The organism is Polyangium jinanense (genome assembly GCF_028435365.1).
The window spans coordinates 46286-62407 of record NZ_JAGTJJ010000046.1 but is presented as its reverse complement, the minus strand read 5'-3'; the positions used below and the strand labels follow the sequence as shown (position 1 = coordinate 62407).

Annotated in this window: 10 protein-coding genes; 8 read left to right on the top strand and 2 right to left on the bottom strand. The window is 68.6% G+C overall.

Annotated elements, in window-relative coordinates:
- The first annotated feature begins 58 nt into the window (after positions 1 to 58).
- The 7 genes from KEG57_RS41540 (at position 59) to KEG57_RS41510 (ending at position 9378) form a co-directional block, all read left to right on the top strand.
- Positions 59 to 1339 carry an ATP-grasp domain-containing protein gene (locus KEG57_RS41540; protein WP_272427373.1) on the top strand — a complete coding sequence of 427 codons (1281 nt, stop codon included), beginning with the start codon at positions 59 to 61 and terminating at the stop codon, positions 1337 to 1339.
- A gap of 174 nt (positions 1340 to 1513) precedes the next feature.
- Positions 1514 to 2458 carry an alpha/beta hydrolase gene (locus KEG57_RS41535; RefSeq protein ID WP_272427371.1) on the top strand — a complete coding sequence of 315 codons (945 nt, stop codon included), beginning with the start codon at positions 1514 to 1516 and terminating at the stop codon, positions 2456 to 2458.
- Complete coding sequence (locus KEG57_RS41530) at positions 2445 to 3722, top strand: ATP-grasp domain-containing protein (RefSeq protein ID WP_272427369.1); 1278 nt, start codon at positions 2445 to 2447, stop codon at positions 3720 to 3722. The genes KEG57_RS41535 and KEG57_RS41530 overlap by 14 nt, the downstream gene beginning before the upstream one ends.
- A complete protein-coding gene (locus KEG57_RS41525; RefSeq protein ID WP_272427367.1) occupies positions 3719 to 3910 on the top strand; it encodes a hypothetical protein in 192 nt (63 codons plus the stop codon). Before KEG57_RS41530 ends, KEG57_RS41525 begins: the two co-directional genes overlap by 4 nt.
- Positions 3911 to 4096: 186 nt before the next feature.
- Complete coding sequence (locus tag KEG57_RS41520) at positions 4097 to 6052, top strand: patatin-like phospholipase family protein (protein WP_272427365.1); 1956 nt, start codon at positions 4097 to 4099, stop codon at positions 6050 to 6052.
- Positions 6053 to 6091: 39 nt separating this feature from the next.
- On the top strand, positions 6092 to 6814 hold the full coding sequence (locus tag KEG57_RS41515) for a hypothetical protein (RefSeq protein WP_272459534.1): 723 nt from the start codon (positions 6092 to 6094) through the stop codon (positions 6812 to 6814).
- Positions 6811 to 9378 carry a cytochrome P450 gene (locus tag KEG57_RS41510; RefSeq protein WP_272459533.1) on the top strand — a complete coding sequence of 856 codons (2568 nt, stop codon included), beginning with the start codon at positions 6811 to 6813 and terminating at the stop codon, positions 9376 to 9378. Before KEG57_RS41515 ends, KEG57_RS41510 begins: the two co-directional genes overlap by 4 nt.
- Before the next feature lie 6 nt (positions 9379 to 9384).
- Here KEG57_RS41510 and KEG57_RS41505 read toward each other — a convergent pair whose 3' ends face one another.
- Complete coding sequence (locus KEG57_RS41505; RefSeq protein ID WP_272427361.1) at positions 9385 to 12810, bottom strand: serine/threonine-protein kinase; 3426 nt, start codon at positions 12808 to 12810, stop codon at positions 9385 to 9387.
- Between the two features lie 532 nt (positions 12811 to 13342).
- On the opposite strand from KEG57_RS41505, the gene KEG57_RS41500 reads away from it, so the two are divergent.
- Complete coding sequence (locus KEG57_RS41500; protein WP_272459532.1) at positions 13343 to 14170, top strand: sensor histidine kinase; 828 nt, start codon at positions 13343 to 13345, stop codon at positions 14168 to 14170.
- Here KEG57_RS41500 and KEG57_RS41495 read toward each other — a convergent pair.
- Positions 14082 to 15989, bottom strand: coding sequence for a sigma 54-interacting transcriptional regulator (locus KEG57_RS41495; protein WP_272459531.1), 1908 nt, complete (start codon positions 15987 to 15989; stop codon positions 14082 to 14084). The genes KEG57_RS41500 and KEG57_RS41495 overlap by 89 nt on opposite strands.
- Positions 15990 to 16122: the final 133 nt, after the last annotated feature.

Genomic DNA, 16122 nt, shown 5'->3' with positions numbered 1-16122 from the left:
CGCTTGAGTACGCGGGCGCCGAGGGGCCAGACTCCAACGAGAAAACAAGGAGATCACGATGCTCGAGGCCCATCCGAATGCCGACCCGAGCGGCCGGCCCACCGTCCTCCTCGTGAGCAGCGGGTATCACCTTTACCGCGAATATCTCTTGCGGATGATCTCGCAGGCCGCGCGGGTGGTTCTCTTCCTCGACCGGGAGCCCTCCTGGGAACGGTCGTACATCACCGATTCCAAGATTGTCGACACGCTCGACGCGGAGGCCATGATCACCGCCGCCCGCGCGGTCGCGGCCATGGTCCCGATCGACGGCGTCATCTGCTGGGACGAGATCCGCATGGTGCACGCGGCCCGCGTCGCCGAGGCGCTCGGCGTGCCGGGCACCGACCCGGTCGCGGTCGCCCGGTGCCGCGACAAACACCAGACCCGCAGCGCATTGGCCGCGGCCTCCGTGCCGCAAGCGATCTCCAAGCTGGTTTCCTCCGTCGAGGAGGCGACCGCGACGGCCTTTCGGATTGGGTATCCGGTCGTGGTCAAGCCGCGCGCGCTCGGCGCGAGCATCGGCGTGAGCCGCGTCGAGGGCCCGGACGAACTCGCCGCGGCCTATCACCATGCCCGGACGTCGACCGAGGACGGCGTACCCCATGACGATGCGAGCGTGCTCGTCGAGGAATACCTCGAAGGGCCGGAGATCAGCGTGGACGCCGCGTGGGTGAACGGCCGGCCGATCCCGCTCTTCGTGGCGCGCAAGATCCTCGGCTTCCCTCCGCATTTCGAGGAAATCGGGCATGTCGTGAACGCGGCCGATCCGCTGCTCCTCGACCCGGCCTTGCTCGGTGTGCTCGACGCGGCACACCGGGCCGTCGGCTTCCGGACCGGGATTACGCATACCGAGCTCCGCCTGACCGACGCCGGCCCCAAGGTGATCGAAATCAACGCCCGCCTGGGCGACGACCTCATTCCCTACGTCGGCTGGGTCGCGTCCGGCATCGACCCGGGGCAGGTCGCGGTGGACGTGGCTTGTGGCCGCCCGCCGCGCGCCATGCCGATCCGGCTGCGGGTCGCGTCCGTGCATTTCCTCTATCCGGCAGAGGACACGGTCGTAGGCGCCGTGGACATGGACAAGGCCGCGCTGCCGGCCTCCGTGAACGTCGCAGCCGCCCTCGCGGCGCCCGGGCAGCGCCTCGAATTGCCGCCGGCCGGGCACGTCACCAGCCGATACGCGTACGTCGTTACGGCCGGAAAAACAACGGCGGAGTGCGCCGCCGGCGCCGAGGTAGCCGCGCGCGCGATCAAGCTGCGCCCGGAGGAGTCCCCGAAAGCCGCGGGAGGCAGGCAATAGCAATCGCACGAATACGCAGGCCAAGGACACCTGCCTCGCCCCCCGCACTTGCCCTGCTCCGCTGCGGCATTCGCGATGGCCCGGTTCAGCGCTGGGCCACCGCGCGTCGCCGCGTCCTCTCCCCCCTGCCCTTCGACCCCCACCGGCGCTCCGAGCGCCCCCGAGGAGGATTGAATGCCTCTCGCCGCTGGCCTCCAAACCTTCATCGACCGATACAACCGGGCCATGCCCCCCGATTTCTACACGCGCCCCCTCGCGGAGCAGCGTGCCCTCTATCTCGGGCTCACCCTCGAGTTCCCGTACGAGCTGCCGCCGGACGTGATCATCACCGACGACGTGGTCGCCCACGGGCGGCGGCGCCTGTCGATTCGCGTGTATCGCCCGCGCTCCCCGGTGGGACGCGGCCTGCTCGTCTACATTCGCGGCGGCGGGTTCGTCGTCGGCTCGCTGGAGACGCACAACACCGTCGTCGCCGAGCTCGCCTGCCGATCGGGGCTCGTCACCATTGCGCCCGATTTTCGCCTGGCACCCGAGCACCCCTTCCCGGCGGCCCTCGAGGACTGCTACGGCGCCCTTTGCGGCATCGTCGTCGAGGCCGCGCGGCTCGGCATCGATCCCGACCGGATCGTCATTGCCGGCGACAGCTCGGGCGCGAACATGGCCGTCGCCGTGGCCTTGATGGCCCGCGACCGTGGCGGCCCCAAACTGTGCGGCCAGGCCCTCATCAGCCCGGTCCTCGACCTCACCCGCTGGCGCCGCGGCGCCGACGTCCAGTTGCTCACGGGCCGCGAAAATGAGTACTACACGGCCTGCTACGCGCCCGATCCCTGGCAGGTCGCGCATCCGTACGTGTCCCCGCTTCTTCGCGGGACCTTCGACGGCCTGCCGCCTGCATATCTGATGGGCGCGGAGCTCGATTCGCTACGCGTGGACGCGGAAGCCTACGCCCGCTGCCTCCGCGAGCACCGCATCGACGTCGACCTCGTGATCGAACCCGGCCTCGTGCATTCCGCCGTCCGCGCGCGAGGGCTCTGTCCGCAGGTCGAGGACGCGTGGGCCAGATACTGCAGCCGGGCGGCCCGGCTCGCCTGCGTGAAGGAGAACCATGCCTCGAAGTAACCCGAATGGGCCGGCCGTGATCGTCGACCCCTATTCCTCGGGCGCCCTCTTTGCGCCTGCATTCGCGGCGGCCGGCGTCCCGGTCGTGGCGGTCGTCTCCAGCCCCTCGCCGCCGGCCGCTTACGCCGCCTCCTACAGACCGGAGCATTTCGAGACGATCCTCACCGCGACCGAGGACCTCGAGCCCTTGGTGGAGCGTCTGCGTGCCTTGCGCCCCCGGTGCGTGCTGCCGGGCTCCGAATCGGGCGTGGAACTCGCGGACGCGCTCGCGCCCCGGGTGGTCCCGGACGTGGCCAACGACCCCGAGAAGGCGAGCGCGCGCCGCCACAAAGGCGACATGGCCGCGGCCGTGGCCCGGGCCGGCTTGCCCATCATCCGCCAGCTCTGCACGAGCGACGCCGACGAGGTCGAGGCATGGCTCTGCCGCTCGAACCTCGCCGGCCGGGACCTCGTGATCAAGCCGCCGAAGAGCGCCAGCAGGGACGACGTGACCCGCGTCCCTCGCGGCGAAGACTGGCGGGAGGTGTTTCATTCGATGCTCGGTCGTCCGAACCGCCTCGGCATCGTCAATGATCGGCTCGTCGTGCAGGAACACGTGAACGGCACCGAATACGTGGTGGACACGTTCACCTACGAGGGCAAACACACCGTCACCGACGTGTGCCGCTACCACAAGGTGGACAACGGCCCGCACATGGCGGTGCACGAGCGCATGGAATGGTTGTCCCCTAAAACCCCGGGGATCGAGCGCTTGATCGGCTACACGCGTGGCGTCCTCGACGCGGTCGGGATCCGGTTCGGCGCGGCGCATGTGGAGCTGATGCTCACCCGCGAGGGACCGCGGCTCATCGAGATCGGCGCGCGCCCGCACGGCGGCGGCCAGCCGAGGTTTTGCCGCGTCGCGACCGGCGACAGCCAGGTGGACCGGACCGTGCGATATTTCGCCCGACTCGGGCACGTCCGCGAAGGCTTCGGCCTGCAATCGCACGTCCTCGTGGTGTTCCTGATCGTCCGGACGCCGGGGATCGTGCGGAATGCGGAGATCTTCGCCGACGTCGAGGCGCTTCCGAGCCATTATTTCTCGGTGATCCGCTTCCGGAACGGCGATCGATTGCAGCCCACGAGGGATCTCTTCGGCAGCCTGGACCCCGGCTTCGTGGTCCTCGCGCACGCGGACCGCGCCCAGGTGCTGTCCGATTATCACAAGATCCGCGACAAAGAGCGGCAGCTGGAGCTCGACGATTCACGAGGAGCGCCATCATGAGCACGGAAAAGGCCGCCGCGGCCGCGGAGCCTCGGGCGCTCCATCCCGCCCTTCCGCGCCACTTCCTGGCGTTCGCACCCTCGGCCGAATTTCACGTGCTCGAGCGCAGCGGCTCGTTCGGGCACGTCGAGGTGCCCCGGATCCTGCGGGACTTCTGGGCCCGCACGTCGGCTCTCCGCCTTGCCTGATCGCGCAAGGCTCGGCACCCCTCTCCCCGTCCCTCCCCCAACACCAGCCGAACCGTAGCATCACGGGATCGGCGCTGATCCGCGTTTTTTTCTGCGATGGTAAACGCGCTGCGGCCGCCGGGGCGCTCGGCGGCGCGCGCGTGGCCTCACGGTTGCACCTTCGGCGTGAGGCGTGGGGGTAAAGGTATGAATGATCGAACGAGCGGCGATCACAACGAGGTCTACCGGCGCGTTCCGGACGAAGACCGCGCCCGGTGTGACCTCGTGATGAAGGGCGGCATCACCAGCGGCGTGGTGTATCCATCAGCGGTCCTCCGTCTCGCCAAGAAGCGTCGTTTTCGTTGCATTGGCGGCGCCTCGGCCGGCGCCATCGCGGCCGCGGCCGCCGCTGCGGCCGAGTATGGCCGAGCCGATGGTGGTGGCTTCGCTCGGTTCGAGCGCATGCAAGAGGACCTCGACCGGCAGGGTTTTTTGATGGGCCTTTTCCAGCCGACACCGCAGGCTCGCCCCATCTTCGAAATGCTCCTCCTCACGAAACGGCTGCGTGATCAAAAACGGCAGAACGGAGAGGAAAGACGCTCGCCCCACCCCGCTCGGCGCCTGTTCACCGAGGTGCGCAAGTCGGGTATCGATTCCGTCTGCGCGGCCTGCCCCGGCCAAGGCTACACGCGGGGTCGGCGGTGCGGCGCTCGCATGGGCGCCCTCGTCTCCCTCGCGGTCGTGGTCCCGTCCGCGGCGCTCTTCACGATGGCGGTCGCGAACGAGCTCTCGTGGCTCCCCCTGCTCCTCGGGTTGTCCCTCTGCGGGGTCTTCCTCGTCTCTTTCGCCTATCTCGGTGGAATCGTGGGGACGCTCCTCGCGTGCCTCCGGCACGTCCACGACGACGAGGGCACGAGCCTGTTCGGCTTATGCACGGGCTCGATCGACGACGGCTCGCGCCATGACCAGGTCCCCCTCACCGAATGGATGCACGAGGGCCTCCAGGAGATGGCCGGCCTGCCCTACGATCGCCCCCTCACCGTGGGAATGCTTCATGCGAGAGGCATTCATTTCAAGGTGGTCACCTCCGACCTCAACGTCCGGCAGCCGCGCGCGGTGCCCGAGGAGGAGCTCGACGGCACGCTCAAGAAAGACCGCTCGTTCGTCTTCGAGGAAAACGAGATGCGGCGCCTCTTCCCCGAAAGCGTGGTCCGCTTCCTGGTGAGCGTCGCGCCTCCGCACGAGAGCGCCGCGCTCCCGCCGGGCTATCACGTCTTCCCGATGGACGAGCACATGCCCGTGCTCGTGGCGATGCGGATGAGCCTCAGTTTTCCTGTGCTGCTTTGCGCGGTGCCGCTGTATACCGTCGAGGAATCGGGGGAGCTCCGGCGCCACTGGTTCAGCGACGGTGGTATTGGGATCAACTTCCCGATCCACTTCTTCGATAGCTGGTTCCCCCGCTTTCCGACCTTCGGAATCAACCTGCGGGAGAAGGCGCCGCGTGCGAAGGAGGGCTACCACGCGCCGGGGGACGACGTCTCCTTGCCCGAGCCGCGCGACGGACACTCGTCGAGCCCCACGTTCCGCGAGATCACCGACATGAAGGATTTTTTATGGGCGGTCTTCGAGCTGGCGCAGAGCTTTCGGGACGATAGCCAGGCCGCGCTACCCGGCTACCGCGAGCGAGTCGCCCAGGTCTACCTCGAAAAACACGAAGGAGGGCTCAACCTGGACATGAACGTCGAGACCATCGACAAGCTCGTCGAAAAAGGCGACACCGCGGCGCGGCTCTTCCTCGAACGATTTGACTTCCCGCAGCATCGATGGGTACGCACGGTGCTTTTGATGTCCCGCATGGAAATCGAGCTGGGGCGCCTCTGCAAGAGTTTTACCACGAACGGCCTGAGGCAGGCGCTCCACGATCTCCTCGAACAGGAGCAAGAAGCCTATCGCAGCGACAAACCCTGGTACGGCTCCGTGAGCCCCGCCGAGGACGAATGGTTTCACCACGCCAAGGCGCGGATGGACGCGCTCGTCGATCTGATGGCCCGATGGTCCGAGCTTCAGGAGACGTGGCAAAAGCACCACCCGACCGACGAGTTCTTCTTCGCCGAGCGCAAGCTCAGCCCGGCGGGGAAGCTGCGGTTCACGCCCGAGGTGTGAGTTTCCGCGACGATCTGCCCGTACGAACAAGGAGACATCATGCGTGAATTGGAATCCATTGCTCCGGCGACGCGTGTGCGATCGCTCGTGCTGATCACGCCGATCCTGCAGGGATTCGTGCCTTCGCTCCCCGCGCTCCGGTACGTCGATCGCCTCCAGGTGGTCCTCGACGGGTCCTCGGACGGCAAGGACACGGGGCCGAGCGTGCTCGACCTCATCGATTCCGTGCATTTCGGCCAGTGGTCCATCATCGACGGCGGCCGGCGGCTCCTGTTCGTCTCGATGTTCGTGGGCGAGCTCGAGCCGTACCTCAAAGACTTCTCGGTCCGCATGGCCTGGGGCCTCGACCTCATCTGGATGCATTGTGAGGGATACCCTGGAGCCGCGCAGTTCGAGCCGTTCGTCGCGTGGGTGAAGCAGCACATGGTGCAGGCCGACCGGTTTTACGAGGCGAACCCGGGCGTCACCGTCGTCGACATCCGGTGGTGGAAGGCGCTCCACGCGCAATTCGAAGAATTTCGGCGCAAGGCTCGCTGCGGCGGCGACATCGTCTCGCTGTTCGCCGAGCTCGAGCGTGGGATCGCACGGCTCTCCGGCATCGACGAGGTAGCGGAGAGCCGCTTCCTCCGGTCGATCGCGGGCAGCGTTCGCGCGAACATCCAGGACCTCAAGGACCAGAGGCTCTTCGCTCCGGCCGAGATCGAGCCCATCGAGCGTAATTTCGAACAAGTCATGGCGACATTGCAGGGGGAGAAATCATGAGCACGAACAAAGCTTCCATGATCGAGTTCGAGGACGTGCAGGGCCACCTCCTGCTCTCCTACGGCAAAACATTCAACATGCGCCACGCGCGCTTCCTGTTCCTGCATTTCGAGGACGTCCCTGCCGGGCGCCGCTTCATCGCCACGAAGATCCCGGAAGTCACGACGGCCCGCACCAGGCCGCCGGGGCCGCCTTCCACGCTGAACCTCGCGTTCACGTTCGACGGGCTCGCGGCGCTGGGGCTCTCCGCCGAGGAGCTCGAGAGCTTCCCGGAGGAATTTCGCGAGGGAATGGTGCAGCGCGCGGCGTTCCTCGGCGACGTCGGCGAGGACGCGCCCGAGCGCTGGGATCTCCTGCCCCCCGGCGCGCCGGCCTTGCACGCGATGGCAATCGTCTATGCGCGCAGCGATGCCGAGGCGGATGCGCGCGCAAGCGAACTGCGCACCGAGGCCGAAACGGCTCGGGTGCGCGTCCTCCACGTGCAGACGGCGGCGTCGCTCGAGGGAGGGCGGGAGCATTTCGGGTTCGCCGACGGCGGCAGCAATCCCAGTATCGTCGGCGACGGGACGGACGCACCACCGGGGCGCGCGCTCGAACCCGGCGCGTTCCTGCTCGATCACCCCGACGATTTCGGCGCCGTCGCCGCTCGGCCGAACCCGAGGGCGCTGCGCCGCAATGGCACGTACCTCGCGCTCCGCAAGTTGCGCCAGGACGTCCCCGGATTCCGCCGCTTCGTCGCGAAAAACGCGGCCATTCTCGGAATGGACGAGGAGCTCGTCGCCGCGAAGCTCATGGGCCGGTGGCGGAGCGGCGTGCCGCTCGTGCTCGCCCCCGACAAGGACGAACCCGACATGCCAGTCGAGCGGCGCGACAATTTCGGCTATCAAGAGCAGGATCCGCAGGGGCTCCGCTGCCCGTTCGGCGCCCACATCCGTCGCGTGAATCCGCGTGACGCCCTGCCCGTTGCGAGGCGCACCGCCGTCCGCTCGCACCGGCTCATCCGCCGCGGGATGGCGTACGGCCCGCCGCTGCCGGAAGGAAAGGACGAGGACCACGTGGATCGCGGGCTCATGTTCATCGCCTACTCTGCCTCGCTCTCGCTTCAGTTCGAGATCGTGCAGCAATGGCTGAACAACGGAAACGTCAGCGGCGAGCCCAGCACCGTCCACGATCCCGTCGCCGGCTCTCCCTTCCCGCAGGGGACGTATACCGTGCCCGCAGCCGGCCCGAACGGTGAGCTCGCCTCGGTCCACACCCTCTGCGGGCTACCGAGCTTCGTCCGGGTGCGCGGAGGCGCGTATTTCTTCGTGCCGGGCATCGAAGCGCTCCGGTACATCACGAACGAGGAGAAACCCCAGCCTGATGCAATCGAAAAGTTCCTGCAGAAGTACGCGCTCGCGCAAAACGACGAGGACAAGAGGGACTGCGTCGAGGCCTGTCTCCTGGATCCGGTGACCGCGCGGAGGCCCTTCTGCGACACCGCGGAGAACTGGGCTGCGCTGCGAAAGGAGCAGCCCATTTTCGAGACCCCGCACGGCGTGCTCGTGTCGCGGTTCCGGGACGTGCAGGAGGTCCTCGCCAAACCCGAGGTCTTCTCGGCCCAGGAATACGGGGCTCGCATGGCGGCCACCGTGGGCCCGTTTTTCCTGGGCTTCGACGGCGAACGCCACAAGCGCGAGGCATCCCTCGCGCGCCTCGTCGTCCGGCCTCGGGACCTGCCGAGGCTTCTCGAGCGGGCACGCTTCGTCACGCCCGTCGTCTTCGGTCTCCTCGAGAGACGCGCGAACGGCGCGCCGGACCTTCTTCCGCAGGTCGTCATCGCCTCGGTGGTGCGTACCGCCGGTGAATACTTCGGCGTGCCCGGACCTTCCGACGAGGACCTTTTCCGTTGGCTGAGCGTGGCGTCGGCCTACATCTTTTTCCCACTGCCCAGCGACGAGCGTGCAGCCTCCGGCGCTGCGGCCGGCATTGCATACCAGCATTACCTCGAAGAGCTCCTGCGCGCGCGGGAGCTCTCGATCGCGAGTGGAAAACTCGCGGGGGACGACGTGCTCGGCCGGCTCCTCGCGCTCTCCACCACGCACGGGCTCGACCGCATGACCATCCGTCAAATCCTGGGCGGGATCGTTTCCGGGACGATGGTCCCGACCGCGATGACCCTCCTGCATGCCCTCACGTACCTCCAAGGCGCGCCCGAGGCCTGCAAGAAGGCGCGCGAGGCCGCGAAGAAGCGGGACATGGACCGGCTGACGGACATCCTGCTCGAAGCCGCTCGCTTCGACCCCTATCCGTCGCTGCTCTACAGGACCGCGCTCACCGATTACGAGCTCGCTGCGGGCACACCCCGCGCGACCCGTATTGCGAAGGGCAGCCGGGTCATCCTCTCGCTCGCCTCGGCAATGGCCGACGACGAGGCGCTCGAAGAGCCCGACGTGTTCCAGCCGGGCCGCCCGGACGAACACTCGCTGCTCTTCGGCTACGGCTCACACGCCTGCATCGGTCGATTTCTAGCGGGTCCGCTGATGGCCGAGATCGCAGCCCCGCTGCTCCTATCGAGGCTCTGACCACCTCTACGCGGCGCGCGTGCTCCCCGAAAGGGCGGCCGAAGCGAGGAGCGCGCGCGCCTCGATCACGAACCCGACCATTCCCATGGCCTCGAATGCGGCCACCGCCGCGTCCGCTTCCTCGCGCGCCGTCGCGGTCGCCCCTTCGTCCCGAAAAACCCTGGCCGCGCAGAGGTGGGCGAGCGCCTCCTCGCGCGGGGATTTTTTCTGGCGCGCCGTCTCGAGAGCCGCATCGATATGCTCGCGCGCCGCGTCTCCGCGCGCCGTGAGCGCGAGCGCCCGGTGCGCCGTCGAAAGACCGATGCGATCCCCCGCCTCCGCCCGCGCGAGCGCGGCGCGCGCGGAGGCCGCTGCCTCCTCGGTCTGCCCCGCAAGCGCGAGCGCTTCGGCCAGCGCGCCGTAGCTCCACGAGACGCTGAGCCGCGTCCCTGTGGCCTCGATCCATTGCACCGCTTCCCGCAGGAGCGCGAGCCCCTCCTCTCGCTTGCCGAGCGAGAACAGCGAAAGCCCCTCGGCGGTCTTGCTCATGGTCGCGACGTAAGGTGCGCCCAGAACCGCGGCGAGCTGCCGCGCGCGCTCCGCCGTCGCGGAGCACGCGTCGAACGCACCCTGCCACCCTTCGACCATCGCGCGCTGCACGAGCACCGAGCCCTCGAGCGAGCGGCGCCCGAGCTCGGCCGCGATGGCGAGCGCGGTATCGAGGTGGGCGTGCGCCTCCGCGAATTCGCCGCGGTCGCCGTGAATCATGCCCAGGTATCCGTAGCCGTACGCGCACCCCGCGGTCCGCCCGCCCCAGGGGGATTGCTCCTTCATCGAAATGCCCTGGTGGATGTACGCGAGGGCCTCGTCGTAGGCGCCTGCCGCGGCGTAATTCTGGCCCAGGTTCAGCACGAGCTGGTAATGCAGCTTGTGGTCGCCGAGCGCGCGCGCCTCGTCGAGCGCGCGCTCCGAGACCCGGATGGCCCCCGCATGATCACCGAGCGCGTAGGCGATCCAGCCTGCCCAGTAATCGCAACGCACGACCCCGTTCGCATCCCCGATCCGTGCCGCGATCTCCCGGGCCTCCGCGAGCACCTCGATCTGCCGCGGCGACGGCTCGTACAGGCACGCCTCGGCCCAGCGCACCGTGACCTTCACGCGGCGCCTCGACACGTCCTCCGTCTGGGGAAGTTGTTCCATCAGGGCGAGCGCGTCGCCGTAGCGCCGCCGCGCATCGTCGAGCGCGTACGCGCGCGCGGCCTTCGCCGCGGCCTCCTCGGCATATTGCGCCGCCTTTTCGATGTGGCCACTCCGCTGATAATGGTACGCGAGCGCCTCGACGTGCTCTCCTCGCTGGTCGCCCGGAAAAACCTCCTCCAGCGCTCGCCCCACGCGCGCATGCACGTCCCTCCGCTCGTCCTCGGGGATCTCGGCATAAGCGCGCTCGCGGAGTTTTTCGTGCAGGAACCGGAGCCGGCCCCCGCCTCCGTCCTCGAGCACGTACGCGCGCCGCAGGCTGCCGAGCGCATCCATCAATGTCGACTCGGGCAGATCCGCGGCGCGGCGCAGGACCTCCTCGTCCACCTCGCGTCCGAGCGTCGCCGATAAATGGGCGAGCCAGCGGCTCGGCGCGTCGAGGCCGGCGAGGTGCCGCTCGATGAGGCCCGCGAGCGAGCGCGGCAACCCGAGCGCGGCACGCACGGCGCTCGGATCCTGGCCCTTCGCGGCGACACGGAAGATACCGCCCGCGTCCCGGTACAAGAGCCCTTCGGACAGAGCCGTGCGCAAATATTCGGCCAGGAAAAACGGGTTTCCGTCGGAGGCCTCGGCCACGAAATCGAGGAAAACCTGGGGCAAATCCGGCAATGCGAGCATGTCGCGCGCGACCTGCCGCGTGCTCGCCGCGTCGAGGGCGCTGAGCTCGACGCGGCTCGCTCGGGGCGCGGCGAGCAGGCCCGCGAGCGTGTCGCTCACCTCGTCCGTGCGGTACGTCCCCACCACGAGCATGCGCTGGCCCGCGAGCGGACGAAACACGAGGTCCCGCAGAAATCGCAGGGAGAGCTCGTCCGCCCATTGCAGATCGTCGATCGCCAGAAGCAACGGCTCGGTCTCGGCGAACGCGAGCAGCGTCTCGGTCAAGCCCGCGACGACCCGCTGCCGGGCCGTCGCCGAAGGCAGCGCGGACAGGGGCTCGGCCGCCGGCGCCTCCGGCGCGAGCATGGCGAGAGCAGGCTCGTAGGCCGCGAGCATGGACGCGCGATCGCCGAGGATGCGCGCCGCCGCCTCGGGACCTGCGCGGCGGCAATGGTCGGCGATGACGAGGAGCAGCGGGCGTAACGGATGGAGCGGCGCTGCGCCGGCCCCGTGCGCGCCGAGTGCGACGCATTCGCCGGTCACCACCGTGAACCCCGCTCGCATGGCGAGACCGGCGAGCTGGGCGACGAGGCGTGTCTTGCCAATGCCGCTCTCGCCGCCGATGAACACGCACTGCCCCTCCCCGCGCCGCGCTGCGCCGAGGTGCCGTTGCAGCTTCAAGACGACGTCGTGCCGGCCGATGAAGCTCGGTCGATACAGATAAGGCTCCCCCCAGCACCGCGGCGTGGGCTCGGCCGGCGCGAAGGCAGCGAGCGCGGCCGCCACGTCCTCGGCATAACCCATTCGATCCTGTGGTCGTTTGGCGAGCAGATCGAGGACCAGCCGATCGAGTGCCGCGGGAATGCCGGACACGCTTGCCGACGGCGGCGCGGGCGCCTCGCTGAGGTGCTTTCCGATCACGTCGCGGGGCGTGTGCCCCTCGAAGGGCGGCCGACCGGTCAGGCATTCGTAGACGATGCAGCCGAGCGCATAAAGGTCACTTCGCGCGTCCACCAGATCGCCGCGGATCTGCTCGGGCGACATATAAGGCGGGCTGCCCGTCACCACGCCCATTTCGAGCGCGTCGCGCCCGCTCGTCCCGGAAAACCTCGCGGCGATACCGAAATCCACGAGAACGGGCGTGCCGTCGTCCCGAAGGAAAATGTTCTCCGGCTTGAGGTCGCGGTGGACGAACTCGGCGCCGTGCAGGCACGACAGCGCCTCGCAGAGGCGGCGCATGACGCTGCAGATCGTCGTGAGCTCCTCGGGCGAGAGGGGCTCGCCGGGGCGCCGCGCCTCGATGAGCGCGCGCAACGTGCGTCCGCGGAGCAGCTCCATGGCATACCACGGCCGCCCGTCGTCGACGCCCTGGGCGAGGATCTGGACGATGCTGGGATGCCGGAGGCGTCCGAGAGCGTGGATTTCGCGTCGAATGCTGGCGATCTCCTGCCCAAAGGCGGCCTCGACGGTCTTGATGGCGACCTCTTGCCCCGTGTCCCGGTGCTCGCCCCAGTAGACGATCCCCATTCCCCCGCGCCCAAGGATGCCTCGGACATGGTAGGGGCCGAGCGTCGCGGGCTCGTCCTGCCCTCTGGACATGTCTGCAGTATAGGCCGCGCCCCTTGGTGGTATAACCCGCGCCGGTCCGAGGACACGCAAGGCGTCCGGACACCCGAGGAGCGGCGCGAGCAGCCGCTCGGTTCAGCGCGGCAAGGGAATCCCCACGATGACGCCCGCGCTGAACGTACCGGTATACGCGCGATCGGTCTGCGCAATGAGGTGAGCGTGAATCGGGAGGGACAAACCGATGCTCGGTTCGGGGGCCGGTGGAGACGGACAAGTGGATGTCCCCATCGAACCAGAGGCGTTCGTCATTGCCCGCGCGTCGCGGCGAACGGGCGGCCGCGTCTGACGCTTCTTGCCTGACCACGCAAGGCAATGGCGAGCGAGCGGCCCCGATGAAATGGCGATCTACGCGCGGATCCGGCGAAAGAAGGGGGCGCGTGTCGTGGCACGGTCGATGCTCAAGGGAAAACCGACGAGGAGTCCAACCATGTGTGCTCGGCATCCCTCCCCCGCCCTCGCTGCCCGATCCGGCTCCCCCGTCGAGGCACGACAAAATCCGCCTTGCATGCGGGCGCCGTGTGACGAGTTCATCTCGCTCGCCTCCCACGAGCTCTTGACCCCGGTCACCGCGCTCCGGCTTCAGGCGCAGAACATTCGTCGCCTCCTCTCGCAGCACCCCGAGGAGGTCCCGGCGCGCATTCCGAGCATGGTGGAGACCTTCGACCGCCAGCTCGGGCGCCTGGCGCTCCTCTGCGACGAGCTCCTGCACGCCACGCAAATCGTGGCGAGCGAGCTCCCGATCGCCTGCGAGGACGTCGATCTGGGCGCGCTCGTCGGCGATATCGTCGACCGTGTGGCGCAGCGCCCGGACGCCCGCGCGCTCGTCACGATCCGCGTCTCCGGCACGCCTCGCGGACAATGGGACCGCATGCTGGTCGAGCAGCTCGTCCTGCACCTCGTCCGCAATGCGCTCGTGTATGGCGAAGGCAGGCCCGTGGCCATCGAGGTCGCGGAGGTGGAGGGCGGAGCCCGGCTCGTCGTGCAGGATCACGGGATCGGAATCGCCGAGGAGGACCAAGCGCGCATTTTCGAGCGATTCGAACGAGCCGTCTCGCCTTCGCGCTTCGGCGGCCTCGGCCTCGGTCTTTACATCGCGCGCGCGGCCGCGGAGGCGCACGGCGGGTCGATCCGCGTCGAGAGCGAGCCCGGACAAGGCGCGACGTTCATCGTCGAGCTCCCGACCAAGCGCAGCGCGACGCGGCGGGCGCTCGAGAACGCCCCCCACGCCGCGCGCTCGCCCGGGTTCACTCGTCCGGCTCGTCGTCGCTTCCGCCCTCGTCGGACGGGTGCGATTGCGAGGGCGGCTCGGCCGTCCCGAACCCGAGCTTTTTGATGCCGAGCACCTTCATGCGGTGCACCAGGGTCCGCAGTGGCATTTCGAGCTTGCGCGCCGCCTCCGTCTGGTTCCACTGCGACGCGCGGAGCGCCTCCACGATGGCCTGCGCCTCATAACTTTGCATTCGTGCGCGGAGCCCGCCTGCGTCGTTCGCCGGGGCGGGCTCCGCGGACGCGACGAGCACCTCCTTCGCCGCATGCGAGCCGATCCGCCCCTGCGCGCGCACGCGCTCGGGCAGGTCGTGCACCGAGATCGAATCCCCCTCCGCGATGACCACGGCCCGCTCGATCGCATTGCGCAGCTCCCTCACGTTGCCCGACCACGGATAACTCCGCAAAAGGGCGAGCGCGTCGGGCTGGATGCGCTGGATCCGGCGCTCGTTCGCCTGGTTGGCGAGCTGCAAGAAGCGCATCGCGAGCGGCTCGATTTCCTCCACGCGCTCCCGGAGCGGCGGAATGTCCAGCGTCATCGTGTTCAAGCGGAACAGGAGATCCAATCGAAAGCTGCCGGACGCGGCCATCGCTTCGAGATCCCGGTGCGTCGCCGCGATGAGCCGCACGTCGACGTCGATTTCCTTCGTCGAGCCCACCCGCGCCACGCGCCTCGTTTCGAGCACGCGCAGGAGCGCCGCCTGCGCCGCGAGCGGCAGCTCGCCGACCTCGTCGAGGAACACCGAGCCGCCCTCGGCAGCCTCGAAGATGCCTTTTTGCTGCTGGACCGCCCCCGTGAACGCGCCGCGCTCGTACCCGAACAGCGTGCTCTCGACGAGCTGCTGCGGAATGGCGCCGCAGTTCACGCATACCATCGGACGAGCATGCCGGGCGCTCTGTTCGTGCAGGGCTCGCGCGATCACCTCCTTGCCCGTGCCCGTCTCCCCCTGCAAAAGCACCGGGATCGACGAGCGAGCGAGCCGCGCGACCGTCATGAAGACCTGGCGCATGGCCGCGCTCTCCACCACGGGCTGCTCGATCGCATTGGGTTGTCCCGACGGACTTCCCCACGTCCACGGGCCGCCCGGCATCGATTGCACGGGCCGCCCGGGCGCCGCGCGTTGCAGGGCTGCGCGGCAGGCTTCGAGGAGCTTTTCCGCGGACGTCGCGATCTCCGGCGAAGCGGCCACGCCCACGAGCAGCGTCGGGCCGCCCTCCTTGGGCTCGCTGATCTTTTGCGCGATGTCGCAGGCGACGCCGAGCGTCGCTTCCGGCAGGAGGACGGCCACGGCGTCGAGGCTGTAAACGCCCACCTTGTCGATGGGCCGGAGCTCCGCTTGCACGCGCGAGAGCCACCGGCTCACGTGCACGCTCTCGCGGCCGCCGGCCTGCACCATCAAAATCGCGGCGTTGCGCCCGAGGAAACGCGCCCGCACGACCTCGTCTTCGAGCGTGCTCCGGAGCCGCTCGTAACTCAGGAGCCCGGGGAGCAGGCTCGCTTCCGGCGCGCGCTCGCCGATCGTGATGATCACGCGCCCCAGCATCACCTCGTCGCCGATCCGCGCGACGCCCTCCGTCACCCGCTCGCCCTGCACCCACGTGCCATTCAGCGAGCCGAGATCCTCGACGCGTACGCCCCCGCTTTCGAGCAGCGTGAAACAAGCGTGCTGGCGCGACAAACTATCGTCGTCGATTTGCACGTCGGACGGAGACGTCCGACCGATGACTTGCCGGACGCCAGGCCGGAGCTCGACGAGCTCGGTGCCGTCGCGATGATAAACGAGCAGGGTCGGCCATTTGCGCGTCTGCCTCATGGCGGCGCCGACCTCGCGTCCGCCCGGCGGGAGAGGCATGGTCTCGGTGATCTGCGCTGCGCGTGAACCCATGTTGATCCCCTGCAATCTTGTCCGATCCACGCGCGCGGGTCGATGGGCGAAGTAAGGACACCGAGCCGGCCGACGTGACCGCGCGAAATTCGTGGCAACCTCCGGATGCCGAACGACCCTCCCAGCACCATAG

Excerpts from the sequence above, each read along its gene's own strand:
- KEG57_RS41540 (WP_272427373.1), top strand. The coding sequence starts at position 59 with ATGCTCGAGGCCCATCCGAATGCCGACCCGAGCGGCCGGCCCACCGTC.
- KEG57_RS41535 (WP_272427371.1), top strand. The coding sequence starts at position 1,514 with ATGCCTCTCGCCGCTGGCCTCCAAACCTTCATCGACCGATACAACCGG.
- KEG57_RS41530 (WP_272427369.1), top strand. The coding sequence starts at position 2,445 with ATGCCTCGAAGTAACCCGAATGGGCCGGCCGTGATCGTCGACCCCTAT.
- KEG57_RS41525 (WP_272427367.1), top strand. The coding sequence starts at position 3,719 with ATGAGCACGGAAAAGGCCGCCGCGGCCGCGGAGCCTCGGGCGCTCCAT.
- KEG57_RS41520 (WP_272427365.1), top strand. The coding sequence starts at position 4,097 with ATGAATGATCGAACGAGCGGCGATCACAACGAGGTCTACCGGCGCGTT.
- KEG57_RS41515 (WP_272459534.1), top strand. The coding sequence starts at position 6,092 with ATGCGTGAATTGGAATCCATTGCTCCGGCGACGCGTGTGCGATCGCTC.
- KEG57_RS41510 (WP_272459533.1), top strand. The coding sequence starts at position 6,811 with ATGAGCACGAACAAAGCTTCCATGATCGAGTTCGAGGACGTGCAGGGC.
- KEG57_RS41505 (WP_272427361.1), bottom strand. The coding sequence starts at position 12,810 with ATGTCCAGAGGGCAGGACGAGCCCGCGACGCTCGGCCCCTACCATGTC.
- KEG57_RS41500 (WP_272459532.1), top strand. The coding sequence starts at position 13,343 with ATGCGGGCGCCGTGTGACGAGTTCATCTCGCTCGCCTCCCACGAGCTC.
- KEG57_RS41495 (WP_272459531.1), bottom strand. The coding sequence starts at position 15,989 with ATGGGTTCACGCGCAGCGCAGATCACCGAGACCATGCCTCTCCCGCCG.